Origin of the sequence: Pantoea sp. JGM49 (assembly GCF_018257655.1) — a bacterium.
GTDB classification, from domain to species: domain Bacteria; phylum Pseudomonadota; class Gammaproteobacteria; order Enterobacterales; family Enterobacteriaceae; genus Pantoea; species Pantoea communis.
Window position 1 is genome coordinate 58,173 of record NZ_JAERJM010000014.1, and the last position, 18,070, is coordinate 76,242.

Here is an 18,070-nt window from a genome sequence, read left to right on the forward strand (position 1 = left end):
ATTTCAGCCCGAGACAGGTAGCCAGATGACTCCGTAACCGCTGCACAATTTGCATCCATCGCGTGAACTATGCTGCAAAACAAAGATTTCTCTGGCGGAAATGTCGGCACGATACATCCTGATCAGTAATATGTTCCAAAATTTTGCTATCTGAGGAGCAGAATCATGTCCAGTCAGTTTTATTCGCAAATCCGTCAACAGCTTGTGACAACACGTAGCGATGGATTGTTCAAACAAGAACGTACCATCACGTCGGCGCAGCAGGCTGAGATCCATGTCGCTAATAGCCCTCCGGTGATTAACTTCTGCGCCAACAACTATCTCGGTCTGGCGAATCACCCCGCGCTTATTCAGGCCGCCAAAGAAGGCATGGATTCCCACGGCTTCGGCATGGCATCCGTGCGCTTTATCTGCGGCACGCAAGATATTCATCAGCAGTTGGAACAAAAGCTGGCGGCCTTTCTCGGCATGGAAGATGCCATCCTGTTTTCCTCTTGCTTCGATGCCAATGGCGGTCTGTTTGAAACGTTGCTCAGTGCGGAAGATGCCATCATCTCTGATGCACTCAATCATGCCTCAATTATCGATGGCGTTCGCCTGTGTAAAGCCCAGCGCTATCGGTATGCCAACAACAATATGTCTGAGTTACGTGCTCGGTTAGAGGAAGCGCGTGATAAAGGTGCACGCCATATTCTGATCGCCACAGACGGTGTGTTCTCGATGGATGGCGTGATTGCCAATCTGCAAGGCATTTGCGATTTGGCCGACGAATTTGACGCATTGGTGATGGTTGATGATTCCCACGCAGTCGGTTTTGTCGGAGCGGCTGGACGTGGCACCCATGAATACTGCGGCGTAATGGATCGCGTAGATATCCTGACTGGCACATTAGGCAAAGCGCTAGGTGGTGCTTCAGGTGGCTATGTGGCTGCGAAAAATGAGGTGGTTGAATGGCTACGCCAGCGTTCACGCCCTTACCTATTTTCCAACTCCCTGGCACCTGCCATCGTCGCCGCCTCGCTGCGGGTGTTAGACCTGCTCAGTGAAGGCGATGGGTTACGCCAGCGCCTTTGGGATAACGCCCGATTCTTCCGCGAGAAGATGACCGCAGCCGGCTTTACGCTGGCGGGTGCTGACCACGCCATCATCCCGGTGATGCTTGGCGATGCAAAAGTGGCTCAGCAGTTTGCCAGCCTGCTGCAAAAAGAGGGTATCTATGTCACCGGCTTCTTTTACCCGGTGGTGCCGCAGGGTCAGGCGCGCATTCGCACTCAGATATCTGCAGGCCATACGCAGGCACAGTTGGAACATGCCGTTGCCGCCTTTACGCGCATTGGTCAACAGTTGGGCGTGATTGCAGGAGCCGCAAAATGAAAGCACTAGCCAAGTTAAGAGCTGAAGAAGGCATCTGGATGGTGAAAGATGCGCCGATTCCGGAACCTGGTCACAACGACCTGCTGATTAAAATTCGTAAAACTGCAATTTGCGGCACCGATGTTCACATTTACAACTGGGATGATTGGTCGCGTAAAACCATTCCCGTTCCGATGATCACTGGCCATGAATATGTCGGCGAAGTCGTCGGTATGGGCGAAGAGGTAAGAGGCTTTACCCTTGGCGATCGTGTGTCCGGCGAAGGTCATATCACCTGCGGTCACTGCCGAAATTGCCGCGCCGGTCGCACTCACTTGTGCCGCAATACCGTGGGTGTCGGCGTCAATCGTCAGGGCTGTTTCGCCGAGTACCTGGTCATCCCTGCATTTAACGCTTTCAAGATTCCCGACAATATCTCTGACGAGCTGGCAGCGATTTTCGATCCCTTTGGCAACGCCGTGCATACCGCGCTCTCGTTTGATCTGGTCGGCGAGGACGTGCTGATCTCTGGTGCTGGTCCTATTGGTATTATGGCTGCAGCGGTGTGCAAACATGTGGGCGCACGCAATGTGGTCATCACCGATATCAATGATTATCGCCTCGGCCTGGCACGCCAGATGGGCGTGACACGCGCCGTAAATGTGGCGCAGGAAAATCTGCGCGATGTGATGGCTGAGCTGGGTATGACCGAAGGTTTCGATGTCGGGCTGGAGATGTCTGGCGCGCCTCCCGCGTTTCGCACCCTGCTGGAGGTGATGAACCATGGCGGGCGAATCGCCCTACTGGGCATTCCGCCGGGCGAGATGGCGATCGATTGGAATCTGGTGATCTTCAAAGGACTTTTCATCAAAGGCATCTATGGCCGCGAGATGTTTGAAACCTGGTACAAAATGGCAGCGTTGATTCAATCCGGCCTCGATTTAACGCCCATTATCACACATCGCTACCACATCGATGAATTCCAGCAGGGATTTGACGAGATGCGATCCGGGCGTTCAGGAAAAGTGGTATTGAGCTGGGATTAAGGATTCACAGGGAGGCTTTTGGGCCTCCCATGGCTTCACTTAATCAGCGCCAGATATTGCTGACAGATTGCCGCCGTATCAAATTCGGCAAAGGCATCCGCTGCTAACAACGGCGGGTGCTGATAAATGTCACACATTGCTGTTGCCAGCGATTCAGGATTGAGATCTGCCAGGCCGCGCGCTAAATCACCTTGCAACAGCCACATCGGGCCACCCGGACAACGCGTACTGACAACAGGCGTGCCACACAATACGGCTTCGATCAGCACATTACCAAAACCCTCGCTATCCGAACTGACAATCAGCATTGCCGCCCGGCTGATCCATGCATAAGGATTTTGTGTAAAGCCCTGGAAAATAACACGATTGGCAATCCCTAACGCTTGTGCCTGGGCTTCTAAAGCGGCTTTACGCTGTGCCGATCCCTGCCCCAATAACACCAACGGCAACTGAATATTGCTTAATGCGTAAGCCTTTAACAGGCGGTCATGCCGTTTGGTTTCATGGAAGCGCCCGACATGCACCAGAAAACCAGACTCAGGCACTTCGGCGGGCTCTGCTGCCAACTGCCGAATCAGTGCAATATCGAACGGATTGCCAATTACCGCTTCGCCTGTGAGCTTCACAGCAAAGGCCTCTTTCAAATCCTCCAGCACGGCGGGTGAAACGCCGACTACGTTACGCCCCTGATAAACCTGCTGGATTTTACGCGCCTTTAACCAGCGTGATAATCCGGTGCGATGCCCAAGATAGGAGGCTGAAAACACGCCATGCAGGCAGAACCAGATTTTCTTCGCATCCAGCGCGCGACTTCGACGCACGATACGGTCGGTTTTGTGCAGATGAGACACCACAAGATCAAAATCACCTGCCGTTTTCTCCGCCTGTTGTACTGCTTCGTCCAGCAAACGGGCTCGACGACTCAGCTCGGTGAGTTTGCGCCAGGGTCGACGATTGGTGTCCAGAATGACCTGATAATCCACTCCCTGCGGCAAGGGGTACTCGCACACTTGTCGCAGGGAAAACAGTGATACACGGTGCCCCTGTGCCAGCATACCGGTGACCAGCGTCAGAACCACTTTTTCAGCGCCGCCGCCCGGCAATCCATCTATCACCATGAGTATGCGTTTTGACAAAATATTCTACCTGTCTGAATGAAATAACATGTGATTGCCTGCAGTCCTGGCCAGGATAGTAGCGCAGATCCTTCGTGCTTTTCGCCTGTTTCCTGCCCGGGCAAATAGTTTTGCGTCACTGAATGGCTCAGCGTAACATTGCGATTTTATTGGCTTCAGGCGGCGAACATGACCCGGCACGCGTTCCTTATTACCATTGACACTGAAGGCGACAACCTTTGGCGCAATCACCGTTCAATCACCACCGAAAATACCGGCTATCTGCCACGTTTTCAGGACCTGTGCGAGCGTTATGGTTTTAAACCCACCTGGCTGACCAACTATGAAATGGCGATGGACCCTGCTTTCGTGGAATTCGGCAAAGATGTCATCGCGCGCAAACAAGGTGAGATTGGCATGCATCTGCATGCATGGAACAGTCCGCCAGAAGCGCCACTCACCGATGATGACTGGCGTTGGCAGCCTTTCCTGGTCGAATACCCGGATACCGTGCTGCGCGATAAAGTCGTTTATATGACTGATCTGTTGGAAGAAAAGTTCCAGACGAAAATGCGGAGCCATCGTGCAGGGCGCTGGGCATTTGATGAACGCTATGCCGCCATTCTCACCGAACTAGGCTATCAGGTGGATTGTTCCGTTACCCCGCGCGTGAACTGGTCCTTCACACGCGGCGCACCACAGGGTAAAGGCGGCACAAACTATACAGATTTTCCGTTCAAACCTTATTTTATCGATCCGCAGGATATCTCACGCAGCGGCAACTCTTCACTGCTCGAAATTCCTATGAGTATTCAATACAAATACTCGCCTTTGATGAATACCTTCAAACAGAGTCTGTATCGACTGCGCGGCAAGCAAAAAAGCCCTGCTGTACATTGGTTGCGTCCATCTGGCGGTAATCTTTCGGACATGCAGCGCGTGGTAGAAATGTCGCTGGCAGAAGGGAACAATTACACTGAATTTATGCTGCACAGCTCAGAGTTCATGCCAGACGGCAGCCCAACGTTTAAAAACGAACGCGATATCGAACAGCTTTATGAGGATCTAGAGGCGCTCTTCAGTTGGTTAGCGCCCCGTTTCGTTGGCCAGACTCTGTCGGAATATCACGACAGTTTTAAGCTACAGCAGTAGTTTTAAGCTACAGCAGTCCGTACGTTAAGTTTCTGCCATGCCTGCCAGACCGTTTCCGGTGAGATATCACGACATTCTCCGGAATCGGTCTGCATAATCTGGTACTCACCCGACCATGGATGCCACAAAGTCGCATTGGTATCGCCAAAGAACACCACCTGCTTTTTATGCAGCCCGGCGGCAAGATGCATCTGCCCCCCATCGCTACACAAAATTTGCTCGCAGCAATCAAAGCCTGCGATGACTTCTCGCACCGATGCGGTGGGATAGCGCGCTACGCGTGATGAATTGACCAACGCCATCAACTCATCAGCACGGGCCGCATCGCCTTTGTCGTGAGGATCCAGCGTGCCCTGCGGTGACCAAAACACCAGAACACGCGCCTGCTCATCTTCCAGCAGCTTATTGATAAAAGCCGCATAACTGGCTATCGGCCAGCGACGCTTAGGGCTGCGACTGCTGATGTGCACACCATAGACCCTTCCTGCTGAAGCAAAGCTTTGTGCAATACGCGCTTTGGCCGCTTCACGTTCTGCATCGGCGAGATAAAGATTCACAGATGGCACTTCAGGCAGGCTGTCAGTCAACGCAGAGAGATAAGAAAAGGTATGTTCGACCTGATGGCTGCCCTGAAAATCGCTTTTATGGAACGGATGATCCAGCTGAACGTCGGGCAAAGCAGCGCCAATAATATTGTGCGCGCCGGCCATTTTCGCCAGGCGTAAGCTGTATTTGCACGGCACCGGATTAGCCAAAATCGTGGCATCAAAGCGCGTTTTACGCAGTGCCAGCATGATTTTTACGCGCTGCCAGTAAACACCGAGTGTGGTTTCGTTCTTACCGCGATGTTTGGCTTTTTTGTAGACATACAGACGGTCAACGTGAGGATTATGGCTCACCACATCCTGAGCAATCTTATTAACCAGTAGGGTGATTTTTGCGTCAGGAAAAGTGCGTTTCAAACCTTCCAGCAGTGGAGTGGTACACACCATATCGCCAATGTTATCGCGTCGGATAACAAGGATGTTTTTCATACTGATGCCCAGGGTAAAAAGGATTGATGCCAAACATTCCGGCCAGAACCGTTCCTAAAAGCGCAAAAATGCTAGCGAGCTAACTACTTTTGACCATTAATGTCCAAAAAGTTCTGAATTTCTTAGCAATAATTAACGTTATAAAATCGTAAATAATTCATAAAACCATAAATAACAATGTCGCTTGATAATCCCGCACTTTCCATCATTACACCCATGTTCAACGCTGGCGCGATGTTCGAGACGTTTATGCAGTCTCTACTGGCGCAGTCGCTGACAGATCTCGAGATCATCATTGTCGATGATGGTTCCACCGATGGTTCAGGCGAACGAGCTGAGGCTTATGCGCATCAATATTCTCAGGTGCGGGTTATTCACCAGGCTAATGGTGGCGTCTCACGGGCACGCAATGCCGGATTAGCCGTCGCAAAAGGCAAGTACGTCACATTCCCGGATGCAGACGACACCATGAGCCCAACCATGTATCAAATACTGGTTGAGATGGCCGAGCGAGACGATCTCGATGCCGCGCAGTGTAATGCGGAGTGGTTTTTCAAAGCCAGCCAGACGACCAAACCGTTGATTCCCCTGGATCGCTTAACCAGCACCGATGTATTGAGCGGCCCAGAATGGCTGAACACCGCACTGCAGACGCATCGATACATGCACGTGGTATGGCTGGGTATTTATCGCCGTGAACTGATTGAACAAAACAATCTCACTTTCGAACCGGGGTTACATCATCAGGATATTCCCTGGACCACAGAGTTCATGTTCAACGCCAGACGCGTGCGCTACACCGATCAAATGCTCTACCGCTACTACCTGCACGATGCCTCCATCAGCAACCGCAAACGCACCGGTCAACGAAATGTCGAGTATCAACGCCATTACCTGAAAATCGCGCAGATGCTGGAAGAGATCAATGCACGCTATCGCGATAAAGTTAAAATCTATCCCGCATTCCATTATCAAATTACGCGTGAAGCGCTCAGCGTCTGCCATTCCATTCGCCGTGAACCGGAAGAGAGCGCACGGCAGGCGATGATTGCGGATCTGTTTGCCACGCAAACCCATAAACGTATGCTGCGGAATGCACGCGGCGCGCGGCAGTGGTATCAACTGCTGTTATGGCTGAGTCGGATTTATCGCTGGCGTAACAAATAAGCGTCGCGGCTGGCTTTCGCCCTATAGGGGTTTGCCCTACAATCAGCTCACTGAAATTTGAGATCATTTGAGTATGGCAAGCCCGATTCCAGTCCAATTTGCACCGAAAAATATTCTGCTGATCAAGCTGCGCCATCACGGCGATATGCTGCTGACCACGCCCGCTATCAATGCGCTGCGCCAGCGCTATCCAAACGCCAACATCGACGTCCTGTTGTATAAAGAGACGCGGCCGATGCTGGAAGCACACCCCGCTATTCGCCAGTTGCACATTATTGACCGCAACTGGAAAAAAGAGGGCGGCTGGCAGAAGTTCCGCCATGAGATGGCGCTGCTTTCAGCTGTACGTGCCTGCCATTATGACGTGGTCATTAACCTCGCCGATCAATGGCGCAGCGCGATTATCACACGTTTTTCAGCTGCGCCGGTGCGCATTGGTTTTGCCTACGCCAAACGTGATCACGCTCTGTGGCGTTGGTGCCATAACTATCTGGTTTCGACAAAAACACATAATCAATTGCACACCGTCGAGCAGAATATGGCGGCGCTTGAACCGCTAGGTATCAGCGCAGAAGGTGCAAAAGCCTCAATGCACTTTAGTGCGGCAGATAAACAGAAAGTGCAGGATGCATTGGTTCAGCAAAAGGTCAGCGGGCCGTTTATCGTGTTACAGCCAACATCGCGTTGGGTATTCAAATGCTGGGAAGATGAAAAGGTCGCGCAGCTGATTGATACGCTCGCCGCCGATGGTCATACCATCGTGCTGACTGCCGCACCTGACAAGCATGAGCAAGCGATGATCGCTCACATTCAGTCGCTGTGCCATAGCCAGAATGTGGTTTCACTTGCCGGGCAGCTTTCATTGCCGCAACTGGCGGCATTGATTGATGCCGCGCAGCTGTTTATCGGTGTGGATTCTGCCCCCATGCACATGGCCGCCGCACTCGATACGCCCTGTCTTGCGCTGTTTGGCCCCACCAAACTGCAACACTGGCGTCCGTGGGGTGAAAACAATCGCGTGATCTGGGCCGGTGATTATGCACCGCTGCCTTCGCCAGACGACATCGATACCAAAACAGAACAGCGCTATCTCTCAGCCATTCCGGTGGATGATGTGGTGGCCGCCGCCAGGAGTTTTTTGCATGACTAAGTTACGCCTGGCGATTGTCCGGCAGAAATATCGTCCGGATGGCGGTGCCGAGCGTTTCATCTCGCGGGCGCTGGAAGCACTGGACAGCGAGCAGCTCGATCTGAATATCATCACACGCAGCTGGCAGGGCACACCCAATCCAGCCTGGCATCTGCACATCTGCAATCCCACCAAATTTGGACGCGTATCGCGCGAACGCGGTTTTGCCCACGCGGCACGTGCATGTTGGGAACGTGAGAAGTTCGATATCGTGCAGAGCCACGAACGCATTGCGGGCTGCGATATTTTCCGCGCCGGTGATGGCGTGCATCGCGTATGGCTGGAACAGCGTGCGCGCATCGTCTCACCCTGGCAGCGTTTGAGCGCCAGCCTGAGTCCTTACCATCGTTATGTTCTGCAGGCTGAAGCAGAGATGTTCAATGCAGCATCACTGAAAGCGGTGATCTGTAACTCAGAGATGGTGAAACAGGATATTTTGCGTCATTTCACGCTAGATGCCAGCAAGATTCACGTGATTCATAACGCCATCGACAGCCAACGTTTCCAGCCAGCAACTGAAGCTCAGCGCTACGCCATACGCCAGCAATTGACGCTGCCACAGGATGCCACGGTGATGATCTACGTGGGTTCAGGCTTTGAGCGCAAAGGCTTGAAAGCCGCCATTGAAGCACTCGCCCACAGCGATCGCTATCTGGTTGTGGTTGGCCAGGACAAACAACTTTCACGCTATCAGCAGCTGGCTAACCAGCTTAATTGCCTTGATCGCTTGCGCTTTGTTGGCGTGCAGCAGGATGTGCAGCCCTATTATCACGCCGCTGACGCCTTACTGTTGCCCACGCTTTATGATCCTTTTCCGAATGTGGTGCTTGAAGCGATGGCCTGCGGTTTGGCCGTGATTACCAGCACCGGCTGTGGCGGCGCAGAATTTATTCAAGCCGGTCAGGAAGGCTTCGTTTGTGATGCATTAGATATCAAGGCATTAAATGACGCCATTGTCGCCACACCTGCACTTTCGCAGAATTCTGCCATGGGTGAAGCCGCACGCCGCAGAATCGAACCTTTTGGTCCACAGCGGCTGGCGCAGTCCCTGACTTCACTCTATCAGCAGGTGCTGAAGACCAGCTGACGAAGTGGTATGAGCAGGCGGTCAGTTTCTGATAACATGCCGCCTTTCATGTGTTTTTTGACGCGAATCTGTCGTAACGATAACTATGACAACTCTATACACAGCCCTGCTCTATTTAATACAGCCACTGATCTGGCTGCGCCTGTGGCTGCGCGGTCGAAAAGCACCGGCCTATCGTAAACGCTGGTCAGAACGCTACGGCTACTGTGTGGGAAAAGTTGAACCGCACGGCATTGTGCTGCATTCGGTTTCTGTGGGTGAAACACTGGCCGCCGTGCCGCTGGTACGCGCATTGCGCCATCGCTATCCTACTCTGCCGATCACCGTGACTACCATGACGCCAACCGGTTCCGAACGCGCTCAGTCCGCGTTTGGTAAAGATGTGCATCATGTCTATCTGCCCTATGATTTGCCCGGTTCGATTAACCGTTTCCTTGATACCGTTGAACCTCGTCTGGTGATCATCATGGAGACCGAGTTGTGGCCGAACATCATCCGTATTCTGCACCAGCGCCAAATTCCGCTGGTCATTGCCAATGCCCGTCTGTCAGAGCGCTCGGCCAAAGGCTATAAAAAGCTCGGTGGCTTTATGCGCGATTTGCTGCAGCGTATTACGCTGATTGCGGCGCAGAACAACGAGGATGCTGAGCGTTTCCTGAGCCTGGGCCTCAAGCGTACGCATCTCGCCGTCACTGGTAGCCTGAAGTTTGATATCTCCGTGACGCCAGAGTTGGCGGCCCGTGCGGTCACGTTGCGCCGTCAATGGGCATCGCGCCGTCCGGTGTGGATCGCCACCAGTACACATGAGGGTGAAGAGACCATCATCCTTGATGCGCATCGTCGCCTGTTGCAGCAATTTCCCGATCTGTTGCTGATTCTGGTGCCACGCCATCCTGAACGTTTCAAAGATGCCTGCGAGCTAACGCAAAAGCGCGGTTTCAGTTTCACTCTGCGCAGCAGCGGTGAAATTCCGTCTGGTGCAACGCAGGTGGTGATTGGCGACACCATGGGTGAATTGATGCTGCTTTACGGCATTGCGGATATCGCCTTTGTCGGCGGCAGTCTGGTAGAACGCGGTGGTCATAATCCGCTGGAACCCGCTGCGCATGCCATTCCGGTGCTGATGGGTCCGCATATCTGGAACTTCAAAGATATCTGCGCCAAATTGCAGCAGGCTGAAGGCCTGATCACCGTCACGGACGTGGTTTCGCTGGAGAAACAGGTGGCCAATCTGCTGCAGGATGATGATTACCGCCGCTATTACGGCCGCCACGCAGTCGAAGTGCTGCATCAAAATCAGGGCGCATTGCAGCGTCTGCTACAGTTACTCGAACCACATTTGCCGCCACGAGCTCATTAACGCATGCCACAACGCCAACGTCTTTCCGTGGTGATGATCGCCAAAAACGAAGCTGAATTGCTGCCGGAGGCGCTGGCCTCAGTGAGCTGGGCAGATGAGATTGTGCTGCTGGATTCAGGCAGCCAGGATAACACCGTAGCAGTGGCCCGCGCGCACGGCGCGCAGGTGCATCAGGCTGAAGGCTGGGCGGGCTTCGGCAAGCAGCGCCAGCGTGCACAAGCCCATGCAAGCGGCGATATGATTCTGATGCTGGATGCCGATGAGCGTGTCACGCCCGAGTTACGCCGCGCGATTGAAAACGTACTGGAGCAACCACCCTCTGATACTGTTTATTGCCTGGGACGCAGCAATTTGTTCCTTGGCCGCTTTATGCGCCATAGTGGCTGGTATCCGGATCGCGTGATGCGCCTCTATCCTCGCGTACTCAATTACAATGACAATCTGGTGCACGAATCGCTGGAAACTCAGGGCGCACCGGTGGTGACGTTACCAGGCGATCTCCAGCATCTCACCTGCCGCGATTTGATTGCTTTCCAACGTAAACAGATGAATTATGCCGAAGCCTGGGCGCAAGAACGTTTTCAGCGAGGCAAGCGTTGTGGCATCTTCTCGATTTTCAGCCACACGTTAGGCGCATTCCTTAAGACGTTGCTGCTGCGCGCCGGATTCCTCGACGGCAAGCAGGGCTGGATTCTGGCCGTCGTCAACGCGCAATACACCTTTAACAAATACTCAGCGCTCTGGGCGCTGCATCACACCTCAACACAAGGTCGCGTATGAGCACCAAAGCGATTTATCCCGGCACGTTCGATCCCATCACGTTGGGCCATGTGGATATTGTGACGCGCGCGGCGCAGATGTTTGATCGCATCGTGGTTGCTATTGCCGCCAGCCCCAGCAAAAAGCCGCTGTTTACACTCGATGAGCGCGTGGATTTGGCACGGCAGGCTACTCAGCACTTAGCCAATGTTGAGGTGCTGGGTTTTAGCGATTTGATGGCGAACTTCGCCAAAGCGCAAAATGCCAATGTGCTGGTGCGAGGACTGCGTGCGGTGTCAGATTTCGAATATGAACTGCAGCTGGCACAGATGAACCGTCATTTGCTACCTACACTGGAGAGCGTGTTTCTGATGCCGTCCGAAGGATTCTCATTCGTGTCATCATCGCTGGTGAAGGAAGTGGCGCGTCATAAAGGTGATGTGCAGGCATTTCTGCCTGCCGTGGTGCATCAGGCATTGCTGACAAAACTGGCGCAGCCCTGATTAATGCTGGCAGCGAGGGCACCAGAAGGTGCTGCGCTGGCCATGTTTGCCGCTGACGATTGGCGTACCGCAGGCTCGGCAGGGTTCGCCCGCCCGACCGTACACCTGCAATTCCTGGGCAAAGTAGCCGGGCTTGCCATCGGTTTGCAGAAAATCACGCAGCGTGGTGCCACCCTGCTCAATCGAACGCAGCAAGACGGCCTTGATTGTCGCCACCATCAACTCCGCTTCATCACGACTCAAACTCATCGCCGGTCGATCGGGTAAGATCCCGGCGGTAAACAGTGATTCACTGGCATAAATGTTGCCCACGCCAACCACCACTTTGTTATCCATCAGCCACTGTTTAATGACCGTGCGCTTTCCACGTGACTTCTCAAACAGATAAGCACCATCGAATTCGCTGCTGAGCGGTTCAGGACCGAGATGTGCCAGTACGCTGCTGCCTTCAAGCTCAGAGGCCCACAGCCATGCACCAAAGCGACGTGGGTCGGTGTAACGCAGCACCTTGCCGTTACTCATCACCAAATCGACGTGGTCGTGCTTAGCCGCGGGTTGCTCACCCGGTAACATGCGTAAACTGCCAGACATGCCGAGGTGAATGATGATCCAGCCGTGGGGTAATTCCAGCAGCAGATATTTTGCGCGCCGTTGCACGCTCAACACTGGTTGGTCGCTCAGCGCATGAATTTCGTGCGAGACCGGCCAGCGCAGGCGTGAATTACGCACAATCGCATGCAAAATCGTTGCGCCCACCATATGTGGCTCAATACCACGTCGGCTGGTTTCTACCTCTGGTAATTCAGGCATGTCATCTCCTCAACAAATCGCAGAAACAAAAAACCCGGCCGAAGCCGGGTTTTTCGCAAGAACACCAAAATTACTTAATTTTGGCTTCTTTGTAGATCACGTGCTGACGTACAACCGGATCGAACTTTTTCAGTTCCAGTTTCTCTGGTTTAGTACGTTTGTTCTTCGTGGTGGTATAGAAGTGACCTGTACCAGCAGAGGAAACCAGCTTGATCTTCTCACGAATACCTTTAGCCATGATTCAATTCCTTAGTACTTAGTACTTCTCACCACGGGCGCGGATTTCGGTCAGAACCGTATCAATGCCCTTTTTATCAATAACACGCATACCTTTAGCAGATACACGCAGAGTAACGAAGCGCTTTTCGCTCTCAACCCAGAAACGGTGAGAGTGCAGGTTCGGCAGGAAACGGCGTTTCGTCGCGTTCATTGCGTGGGAACGGTTGTTACCCGTTACCGGACGCTTTCCAGTTACCTGGCAGACTCGTGACATTTCTATTCTCCAAAAATCAAATCAGCTCGAGCTTTAAAAACTAGGTTTTGGCCGCCTCGTCAGGCCTTAGCCCGCCCAAGCGAGTTCCATGTGAACCCGCTAAGCTGGCCCAAACGCCAAACCCGAGATTCTCAAAGGTGGCGTAGTATACGCCGCTCAGCCCAAGTGCTCAAGTCCCGAACAAATAAAGATCCCGATGGATCGCGCGAAAATGCATCATTTCTGCGCAATCGGATGGTTATTTTACAGCCAACCGCGCTCAGCGAAGGAGGTATACTCGCCGTGACCGATCACCAAATGATCAAGTAAGCGAATATTCAGCAGCGCGCAAGCCTGCCCGACTTTACCGGTAATATCACGATCGGCGCGACTGGGCTCGGCTATGCCGGAAGGATGATTATGCGCCAAAATCACGGCGGCCGCGTTGAGTTTTAACGCTTCGCGCACAATTTCACGTGGATGCACTTCGACACTGGCAATACTGCCGGTAAACATCTTTTGCGCCTGCAAAACCCGATGCTGATTATCCAGGAATAGCGCCATAAAAACCTCTCGCTCCTGATGCGCCAGCACGCTTTGCAAGTAATGCCTTGTCACCTGTGGATTCTCCATCACATTTTCTCGCGCCAGCTGACTGGCGAAAAAACGTCGCCCCAGTTCAGCCACTGCATGCAGTTGGGTAATTTTGGCCGTGCCTACGCCTTTAATCACGCTCAGTTCTGTTTCATTTGCGGTCATGATGCGATATAGCGAGCCAAACTCGTTAAGCATTTGTCGCGCCAGCGCCATCACCGGAATACCGTGGCTGCCGGTGCGCAAAAAAATCGCTAACAGTTCTGCATCGCTCAATGATTCTGCGCCTGTGATGGCCAGTTTTTCTCGTGGGGCCAGTTCCGTCATGACATTCTCCTTCCTGGGTCAGGGCGATTGTGCGTATTTGCCAGGAGGCATACCAGCAAGCCGGTCGCGATTTCAGAGCCATCTCGCAAAGGGCGCAGGCCGTGAAAAGGCGGTCGCTGGATTTTGTGATAAAGTTGCCTGCATCTGCCGCATCACAGCGGCAATCCGTTTTGAGTTGAGGCAAAGAACATGACGGGATTAGCCGGAAAAAAAATTCTGCTCGGCGTCAGCGGCGGTATTGCTGCTTATAAAACACCCGAGTTGGTTCGTCGTCTGCGCGATCGTGGCGCAGAGGTGCGTGTCATGATGACTGATGCAGCGAAAGCCTTTATCACTCCGCTCAGCTTACAAGCCGTTTCCGGATATCCGGTGCTGGATGATTTACTCGACCCTGCCGCTGAAGCCGCTATGGGCCATATCGAGCTGGCGAAATGGGCTGATCTGATTGTACTGGCCCCCGCGACCGCCGATTTGATTGCACGCATCACGGCAGGGATGGCTAACGATTTGGTCACCACGGCTTGTCTCGCCAGCGCAGCGCCTCTGGCCATCGTGCCGGCCATGAATCAGCAGATGTACCGTGCGTCTATCACCCAGGAGAATCTTCAGCGTCTGGATCAGCGAGGCGTTCTGATTTGGGGGCCGGACAGCGGCAGCCAGGCCTGCGGCGATGTAGGTCCCGGCCGCATGCTTGATCCGCTGGCAATTGTCGCTCATGCGCTGGAGTGGGCCGCGCCCGTCAACGATCTGCAACATCTCAACATTATGATCACCGCGGGCCCAACCCGTGAGGCGCTGGACCCGGTTCGTTACATTAGCAATCACAGCTCCGGTAAAATGGGATTCGCCATTGCCGCCGCCGCCGCAAAACGTGGCGCAACGGTGACACTGGTGGCGGGCCCGGTCACACTGCCTACGCCCGCTGGCGTCACGCGCGTTGATGTGGGGAGTGCACTGGAAATGGAAGCGGCGGTGATGGCGCAAATCAGCCAACAACATATTTTCATTGCCAGCGCTGCCGTGGCAGACTACCGGGCGGCAAACATTGCCGCAGAGAAAATCAAAAAACAGGGTGGCGATGATAACGTCACGCTGCAGTTGGTGAAGAACCCGGATATTGTCGCAGGCGTAGCGGCATTACAGAAACATCGCCCTTATGTGGTGGGATTTGCTGCCGAAACCCAGAATGTGGAAGAATACGCGCGGCAAAAACGGGTGCGAAAAAATCTGGATCTGATCTGCGCGAACGATGTGGCGCAGGCAGGACAGGGATTCAATAGCGACACCAATGCTCTTCACCTTTTTTGGCAGGAAGGAGAGAAAGTCTTACCGCTCAGTGATAAGACGCTCCTTGGCCAACAATTAATAGACGAGATTGTCAGCCGTTATGATGAAAAAAATCGACGTTAAAATTCTGGATGCGCGCGTGGGTAACGAATTCCCACTGCCAACTTATGCCACCTCGGGTTCTGCGGGTCTCGATCTGCGTGCTTGCCTTGATGGTGCACTGGAGATCTCCCCAGGCATGACCACGCTGGTGCCAACTGGTCTGGCGATTCACATTGCTGACCCTGCGCTGGCCGCTGTGATTTTGCCCCGCTCAGGTCTGGGCCATAAGCATGGAATCGTGCTGGGCAACCTGGTGGGCTTAATCGACTCCGATTATCAGGGCCAACTGATGGTCTCCGTCTGGAACCGTGGTCAGGATAGCTTTACGCTGCAGCCTGGCGACCGTTTGGCACAACTGGTCTTTGTTCCGGTGGTACAAGCCGAATTCAACCTGGTGGAAGATTTTGACACCAGCGATCGCGGCGCCGGCGGTTTTGGCCACTCTGGTCGTCAGTAACACGCGACACTTTTCGCAAGCCATCTTTTTATCTCTCGTCGCTACGGGCCAAACTGCTTGTGGCTGACGAGGCAGTATTGCCTGTTTTTGGTGAATTTCAGGGGTCTTGAAGGTCATGGCAGAAAAAAAAGCCGCGAAACGGAATCGTCGCGAAGAGATTTTGCAGGCGCTAGCGCAAATGCTGGAGTCGGGCGATGGCAGTCAGCGAATCACCACCGCCAAGCTGGCAGCCAATGTAGGCGTTTCGGAAGCGGCACTCTACCGCCACTTCCCGAGCAAAACGCGTATGTTCGACAGCCTGATCGAGTTTATTGAAGACAGTCTGATTACCCGCATCAATCTAATCCTGAAAGATGAGAAAGAAACACTCGCACGACTGCGTTTAATCGTGCAGCTGATTCTGGGATTTGGTGAGCGTAATCCGGGGCTGACACGCATTTTGACTGGCCACGCGCTGATGTTTGAACAGGATCGCCTGCAAGGGCGTATCAATCAGTTGTTCGAACGCATTGAGGTGCAGCTGCGTCAGGTGATGCGCGAGAAGAAAATGCGTGATGGGGAAGGCTTCCAGACTGATGAAACGCTGCTGGCGAGCCAGTTGCTGGCGTTCTGCGAAGGGTTGCTTTCCCGCTATGTGCGATCTGAATTCCGCTATCGTCCAACAGCTGATTTTGACAGCCGCTGGCCACTGATTGCGGCACAGTTAGTGTAGCGATTTATCAGGCGCGCCCATGATTGGGCGCGCGATAAAACGCCTTAGTCCATCATCCGGTCGCCAGCGATGGCGGCCGTGATAAAGCCGCAGTGTTAAATACCGTACTCTTTACGATACGCCCGCACTTTCGCCAGATGGTCTGCCATTTCCGGCTTCTCTTCCAGATAATCAATCAGTTCCGCCAGCGTAATGATCGCTGTGACTTTGCACTGATAGTCACGTTCCACTTCCTGTATGGCGGAGATATCACCACGGCCGCGCTCCTGGCGATCCAGCGAAATCATGACGCCCGCCAATGTGGCATTGTGCGCGCTGATGATATCCATCGATTCACGAATGGCGGTACCCGCGGTGATCACATCATCCACCAGCATCACCTTACCCTGCAGCGGGCTACCGACCAGCAAGCCGCCTTCACCGTGGTCCTTGGCTTCTTTACGGTTGAAGCAATAAGGCACATCGCGATCATGATGATCGGCCAGTGCGACGGCCGTGGTGGTGGCAATCGGAATCCCTTTGTAGGCCGGGCCAAACAGCAGATCAAAATCAACGCCGCCATCCACCAGCGCCTGCGCATAGAAACGTCCCAGCAGCGCTAAGTCACGGCCGGTATTGAATAAACCGGCATTAAAGAAGTATGGGCTTTTACGACCCGATTTCAGGGTGAACTCACCAAACTTCAGCACCCCTTTGTTCAGGGCGAATTCAATAAACTGACGCTGCCAGGCTTTCATTTCTCACTCCTCAAATAAAGAAAAGGCGACTCTATGGTCGCCTGTTATATCAATTTGTTAGCGCTGCTTTTTGCGCCTGAATCAACTGCTCAATGCCGCCTCGCGCCAGCGCCAGCAGCTGCAGTAATTCCTCATGGCTGAACGGCTCGCCTTCGGCGGTGCCCTGCACTTCAATCATGCGGCCATCTTCAGTCATGACGACGTTCATATCGGTTTCAGCCGCAGAATCTTCCACGTACTCCAGATCGCACAGCGCTTCACCGCCAACGATACCGACCGAAATCGCCGCCACCATGCCTTTTAACGGGCTGGCTTTTAACTTGCCCGCCGCAACCAGCGCATTCAACGCATCGGCTAACGCGACGCATGCACCGGTAATCGACGCAGTACGCGTGCCACCGTCGGCCTGAATCACGTCGCAGTCCAGTGTGATGGTGAACTCGCCCAACGCATCCAAATCCACTGCGGCACGCAGCGAGCGAGCAATCAGACGTTGAATTTCCAGCGTACGGCCACCTTGCTTACCTTTGGCCGCTTCGCGCGCCATACGGCTGTGGGTGGAACGCGGCAACATGCCGTATTCCGCAGTGACCCAGCCCTGACCTTTGCCTTTGAGGAAACGTGGCACACCCTCTTCAACGGTGGCGGTGCACAGCACTTTGGTTTCACCGAACTCAACCAGCACGGATCCTTCTGCATGTTTGGTGTAGTGACGAGTGAGGGTGACGGGACGCACTTCAGATGCGTTACGGCCTGCTGGACGCATGGTTTCTCTCCGGCTTACTTAGGTTTGGCTGCGCATTATAC

Annotated in this window: 20 protein-coding genes; 12 read left to right on the plus strand and 8 right to left on the minus strand. The window is 53.6% G+C overall.

The genetic code is table 11. The annotated features are described in order from the left end of the window. Window positions 1-165: 165 nt before the first annotated feature. Together JK231_RS21035 and tdh are read left to right on the plus strand one after the other, a co-directional pair. Window positions 166-1,374, plus strand: coding sequence for a glycine C-acetyltransferase (locus tag JK231_RS21035; protein ID WP_211729392.1), 1,209 nt, complete (start codon window positions 166-168; stop codon window positions 1,372-1,374). Next, window positions 1,371-2,399: an L-threonine 3-dehydrogenase gene (gene tdh / locus JK231_RS21040; RefSeq protein ID WP_097119663.1), complete on the plus strand. Its 1,029-nt coding sequence runs from the start codon at window positions 1,371-1,373 to the stop codon at window positions 2,397-2,399. The genes JK231_RS21035 and tdh overlap by 4 nt, the downstream gene beginning before the upstream one ends. 35 nt (window positions 2,400-2,434) lie before the next feature. Here tdh and JK231_RS21045 read toward each other — a convergent pair whose 3' ends face one another. Continuing rightward, entirely contained in the window at window positions 2,435-3,517 is a 1,083-nt protein-coding gene (locus JK231_RS21045; RefSeq protein ID WP_211729407.1) for a glycosyltransferase, read from the minus strand. 186 nt (window positions 3,518-3,703) lie between these two features. Here JK231_RS21045 and JK231_RS21050 point away from each other — a divergent pair, with 186 nt between their 5' ends. Continuing rightward, window positions 3,704-4,666: a polysaccharide deacetylase family protein gene (locus JK231_RS21050; protein WP_211729393.1), complete on the plus strand. Its 963-nt coding sequence runs from the start codon at window positions 3,704-3,706 to the stop codon at window positions 4,664-4,666. A gap of 2 nt (window positions 4,667-4,668) precedes the next feature. Here the strand turns inward: JK231_RS21050 and JK231_RS21055 are convergent, their stop codons facing one another. After that, window positions 4,669-5,700 carry a glycosyltransferase family 9 protein gene (locus JK231_RS21055; RefSeq protein ID WP_211729394.1) on the minus strand — a complete coding sequence of 344 codons (1,032 nt, stop codon included), beginning with the start codon at window positions 5,698-5,700 and terminating at the stop codon, window positions 4,669-4,671. A gap of 177 nt (window positions 5,701-5,877) precedes the next feature. On the opposite strand from JK231_RS21055, the gene JK231_RS21060 reads away from it, so the two are divergent. The 6 genes from JK231_RS21060 (at window position 5,878) to coaD (ending at window position 11,765) form a co-directional block, all read left to right on the plus strand. After that, window positions 5,878-6,867, plus strand: a complete 990-nt coding sequence (locus JK231_RS21060) for a glycosyltransferase (protein ID WP_211729395.1) — start codon at window positions 5,878-5,880, stop codon at window positions 6,865-6,867. Window positions 6,868-6,940: 73 nt separating this feature from the next. Then, on the plus strand, window positions 6,941-8,017 hold the full coding sequence (gene rfaQ, locus JK231_RS21065) for a putative lipopolysaccharide heptosyltransferase III (protein WP_160834193.1): 1,077 nt from the start codon (window positions 6,941-6,943) through the stop codon (window positions 8,015-8,017). After that, entirely contained in the window at window positions 8,010-9,143 is a 1,134-nt protein-coding gene (locus tag JK231_RS21070; RefSeq protein ID WP_211729396.1) for a glycosyltransferase family 4 protein, read from the plus strand. The genes rfaQ and JK231_RS21070 overlap by 8 nt, the downstream gene beginning before the upstream one ends. An 85-nt stretch (window positions 9,144-9,228) precedes the next feature. Then, the gene (gene waaA / locus JK231_RS21075; protein WP_097119657.1) at window positions 9,229-10,503 is read left to right on the plus strand and encodes a lipid IV(A) 3-deoxy-D-manno-octulosonic acid transferase; all 1,275 of its coding nucleotides are present in this window, start codon (window positions 9,229-9,231) and stop codon (window positions 10,501-10,503) included. Window positions 10,504-10,506: 3 nt separating this feature from the next. Beyond that, a complete protein-coding gene (locus JK231_RS21080) occupies window positions 10,507-11,283 on the plus strand; it encodes a glycosyltransferase family 2 protein (protein WP_097119656.1) in 777 nt (258 codons plus the stop codon). Then, the gene (coaD, locus tag JK231_RS21085) at window positions 11,280-11,765 is read left to right on the plus strand and encodes a pantetheine-phosphate adenylyltransferase (protein ID WP_097119655.1); all 486 of its coding nucleotides are present in this window, start codon (window positions 11,280-11,282) and stop codon (window positions 11,763-11,765) included. Before JK231_RS21080 ends, coaD begins: the two co-directional genes overlap by 4 nt. Here the strand turns inward: coaD and mutM are convergent, their stop codons facing one another. The 4 genes from mutM to radC all read right to left on the minus strand — a co-directional run bounded on the left by mutM (window position 11,766) and on the right by radC (window position 13,968). Beyond that, window positions 11,766-12,575, minus strand: coding sequence for a bifunctional DNA-formamidopyrimidine glycosylase/DNA-(apurinic or apyrimidinic site) lyase (gene mutM / locus JK231_RS21090; RefSeq protein WP_097119654.1), 810 nt, complete (start codon window positions 12,573-12,575; stop codon window positions 11,766-11,768). A 70-nt stretch (window positions 12,576-12,645) separates the two neighbouring features. Next, a complete protein-coding gene (gene rpmG / locus JK231_RS21095; RefSeq protein ID WP_001051798.1) occupies window positions 12,646-12,813 on the minus strand; it encodes a 50S ribosomal protein L33 in 168 nt (55 codons plus the stop codon). Between the two features lie 18 nt (window positions 12,814-12,831). After that, on the minus strand, window positions 12,832-13,068 hold the full coding sequence (gene rpmB, locus JK231_RS21100) for a 50S ribosomal protein L28 (RefSeq protein ID WP_007885297.1): 237 nt from the start codon (window positions 13,066-13,068) through the stop codon (window positions 12,832-12,834). 243 nt (window positions 13,069-13,311) lie between these two features. Further along, window positions 13,312-13,968, minus strand: coding sequence for a DNA repair protein RadC (gene radC, locus JK231_RS21105; protein WP_160834194.1), 657 nt, complete (start codon window positions 13,966-13,968; stop codon window positions 13,312-13,314). Between the two features lie 189 nt (window positions 13,969-14,157). Here radC and coaBC point away from each other — a divergent pair, with 189 nt between their 5' ends. From coaBC to slmA, 3 genes are all read left to right on the plus strand, one after another. Next, the gene (gene coaBC / locus JK231_RS21110; protein ID WP_211729397.1) at window positions 14,158-15,378 is read left to right on the plus strand and encodes a bifunctional phosphopantothenoylcysteine decarboxylase/phosphopantothenate--cysteine ligase CoaBC; all 1,221 of its coding nucleotides are present in this window, start codon (window positions 14,158-14,160) and stop codon (window positions 15,376-15,378) included. After that, complete coding sequence (dut, locus tag JK231_RS21115; RefSeq protein ID WP_034823835.1) at window positions 15,356-15,814, plus strand: dUTP diphosphatase; 459 nt, start codon at window positions 15,356-15,358, stop codon at window positions 15,812-15,814. The genes coaBC and dut overlap by 23 nt, the downstream gene beginning before the upstream one ends. Window positions 15,815-15,929: 115 nt before the next feature. Further along, window positions 15,930-16,526, plus strand: coding sequence for a nucleoid occlusion factor SlmA (gene slmA / locus JK231_RS21120; RefSeq protein ID WP_034823837.1), 597 nt, complete (start codon window positions 15,930-15,932; stop codon window positions 16,524-16,526). Between the two features lie 95 nt (window positions 16,527-16,621). On the opposite strand, the gene pyrE is transcribed toward slmA, so the two are convergent. Together pyrE and rph are read right to left on the minus strand one after the other, a co-directional pair. Beyond that, window positions 16,622-17,263 (minus strand): orotate phosphoribosyltransferase, encoded by a 642-nt coding sequence (pyrE, locus tag JK231_RS21125; RefSeq protein ID WP_034823839.1) that lies wholly within the window; start codon window positions 17,261-17,263, stop codon window positions 16,622-16,624. Window positions 17,264-17,312: 49 nt separating this feature from the next. After that, complete coding sequence (gene rph / locus JK231_RS21130; RefSeq protein ID WP_034823841.1) at window positions 17,313-18,029, minus strand: ribonuclease PH; 717 nt, start codon at window positions 18,027-18,029, stop codon at window positions 17,313-17,315. Window positions 18,030-18,070 lie beyond the last annotated feature (41 nt).

What these genes read in the sequence shown, in the direction of transcription:
- JK231_RS21035 (WP_211729392.1), top strand. Translation starts at nt 166, where the DNA reads ATGTCCAGTCAGTTTTATTCGCAAATCCGTCAACAGCTTGTGACAACA.
- tdh (WP_097119663.1), top strand. Translation starts at nt 1,371, where the DNA reads ATGAAAGCACTAGCCAAGTTAAGAGCTGAAGAAGGCATCTGGATGGTG.
- JK231_RS21045 (WP_211729407.1), bottom strand. Translation starts at nt 3,517, where the DNA reads ATGGTGATAGATGGATTGCCGGGCGGCGGCGCTGAAAAAGTGGTTCTG.
- JK231_RS21050 (WP_211729393.1), top strand. Translation starts at nt 3,704, where the DNA reads ATGACCCGGCACGCGTTCCTTATTACCATTGACACTGAAGGCGACAAC.
- JK231_RS21055 (WP_211729394.1), bottom strand. Translation starts at nt 5,700, where the DNA reads ATGAAAAACATCCTTGTTATCCGACGCGATAACATTGGCGATATGGTG.
- JK231_RS21060 (WP_211729395.1), top strand. Translation starts at nt 5,878, where the DNA reads ATGTCGCTTGATAATCCCGCACTTTCCATCATTACACCCATGTTCAAC.
- rfaQ (WP_160834193.1), top strand. Translation starts at nt 6,941, where the DNA reads ATGGCAAGCCCGATTCCAGTCCAATTTGCACCGAAAAATATTCTGCTG.
- JK231_RS21070 (WP_211729396.1), top strand. Translation starts at nt 8,010, where the DNA reads ATGACTAAGTTACGCCTGGCGATTGTCCGGCAGAAATATCGTCCGGAT.
- waaA (WP_097119657.1), top strand. Translation starts at nt 9,229, where the DNA reads ATGACAACTCTATACACAGCCCTGCTCTATTTAATACAGCCACTGATC.
- JK231_RS21080 (WP_097119656.1), top strand. Translation starts at nt 10,507, where the DNA reads ATGCCACAACGCCAACGTCTTTCCGTGGTGATGATCGCCAAAAACGAA.
- coaD (WP_097119655.1), top strand. Translation starts at nt 11,280, where the DNA reads ATGAGCACCAAAGCGATTTATCCCGGCACGTTCGATCCCATCACGTTG.
- mutM (WP_097119654.1), bottom strand. Translation starts at nt 12,575, where the DNA reads ATGCCTGAATTACCAGAGGTAGAAACCAGCCGACGTGGTATTGAGCCA.
- rpmG (WP_001051798.1), bottom strand. Translation starts at nt 12,813, where the DNA reads ATGGCTAAAGGTATTCGTGAGAAGATCAAGCTGGTTTCCTCTGCTGGT.
- rpmB (WP_007885297.1), bottom strand. Translation starts at nt 13,068, where the DNA reads ATGTCACGAGTCTGCCAGGTAACTGGAAAGCGTCCGGTAACGGGTAAC.
- radC (WP_160834194.1), bottom strand. Translation starts at nt 13,968, where the DNA reads ATGACGGAACTGGCCCCACGAGAAAAACTGGCCATCACAGGCGCAGAA.
- coaBC (WP_211729397.1), top strand. Translation starts at nt 14,158, where the DNA reads ATGACGGGATTAGCCGGAAAAAAAATTCTGCTCGGCGTCAGCGGCGGT.
- dut (WP_034823835.1), top strand. Translation starts at nt 15,356, where the DNA reads ATGATGAAAAAAATCGACGTTAAAATTCTGGATGCGCGCGTGGGTAAC.
- slmA (WP_034823837.1), top strand. Translation starts at nt 15,930, where the DNA reads ATGGCAGAAAAAAAAGCCGCGAAACGGAATCGTCGCGAAGAGATTTTG.
- pyrE (WP_034823839.1), bottom strand. Translation starts at nt 17,263, where the DNA reads ATGAAAGCCTGGCAGCGTCAGTTTATTGAATTCGCCCTGAACAAAGGG.
- rph (WP_034823841.1), bottom strand. Translation starts at nt 18,029, where the DNA reads ATGCGTCCAGCAGGCCGTAACGCATCTGAAGTGCGTCCCGTCACCCTC.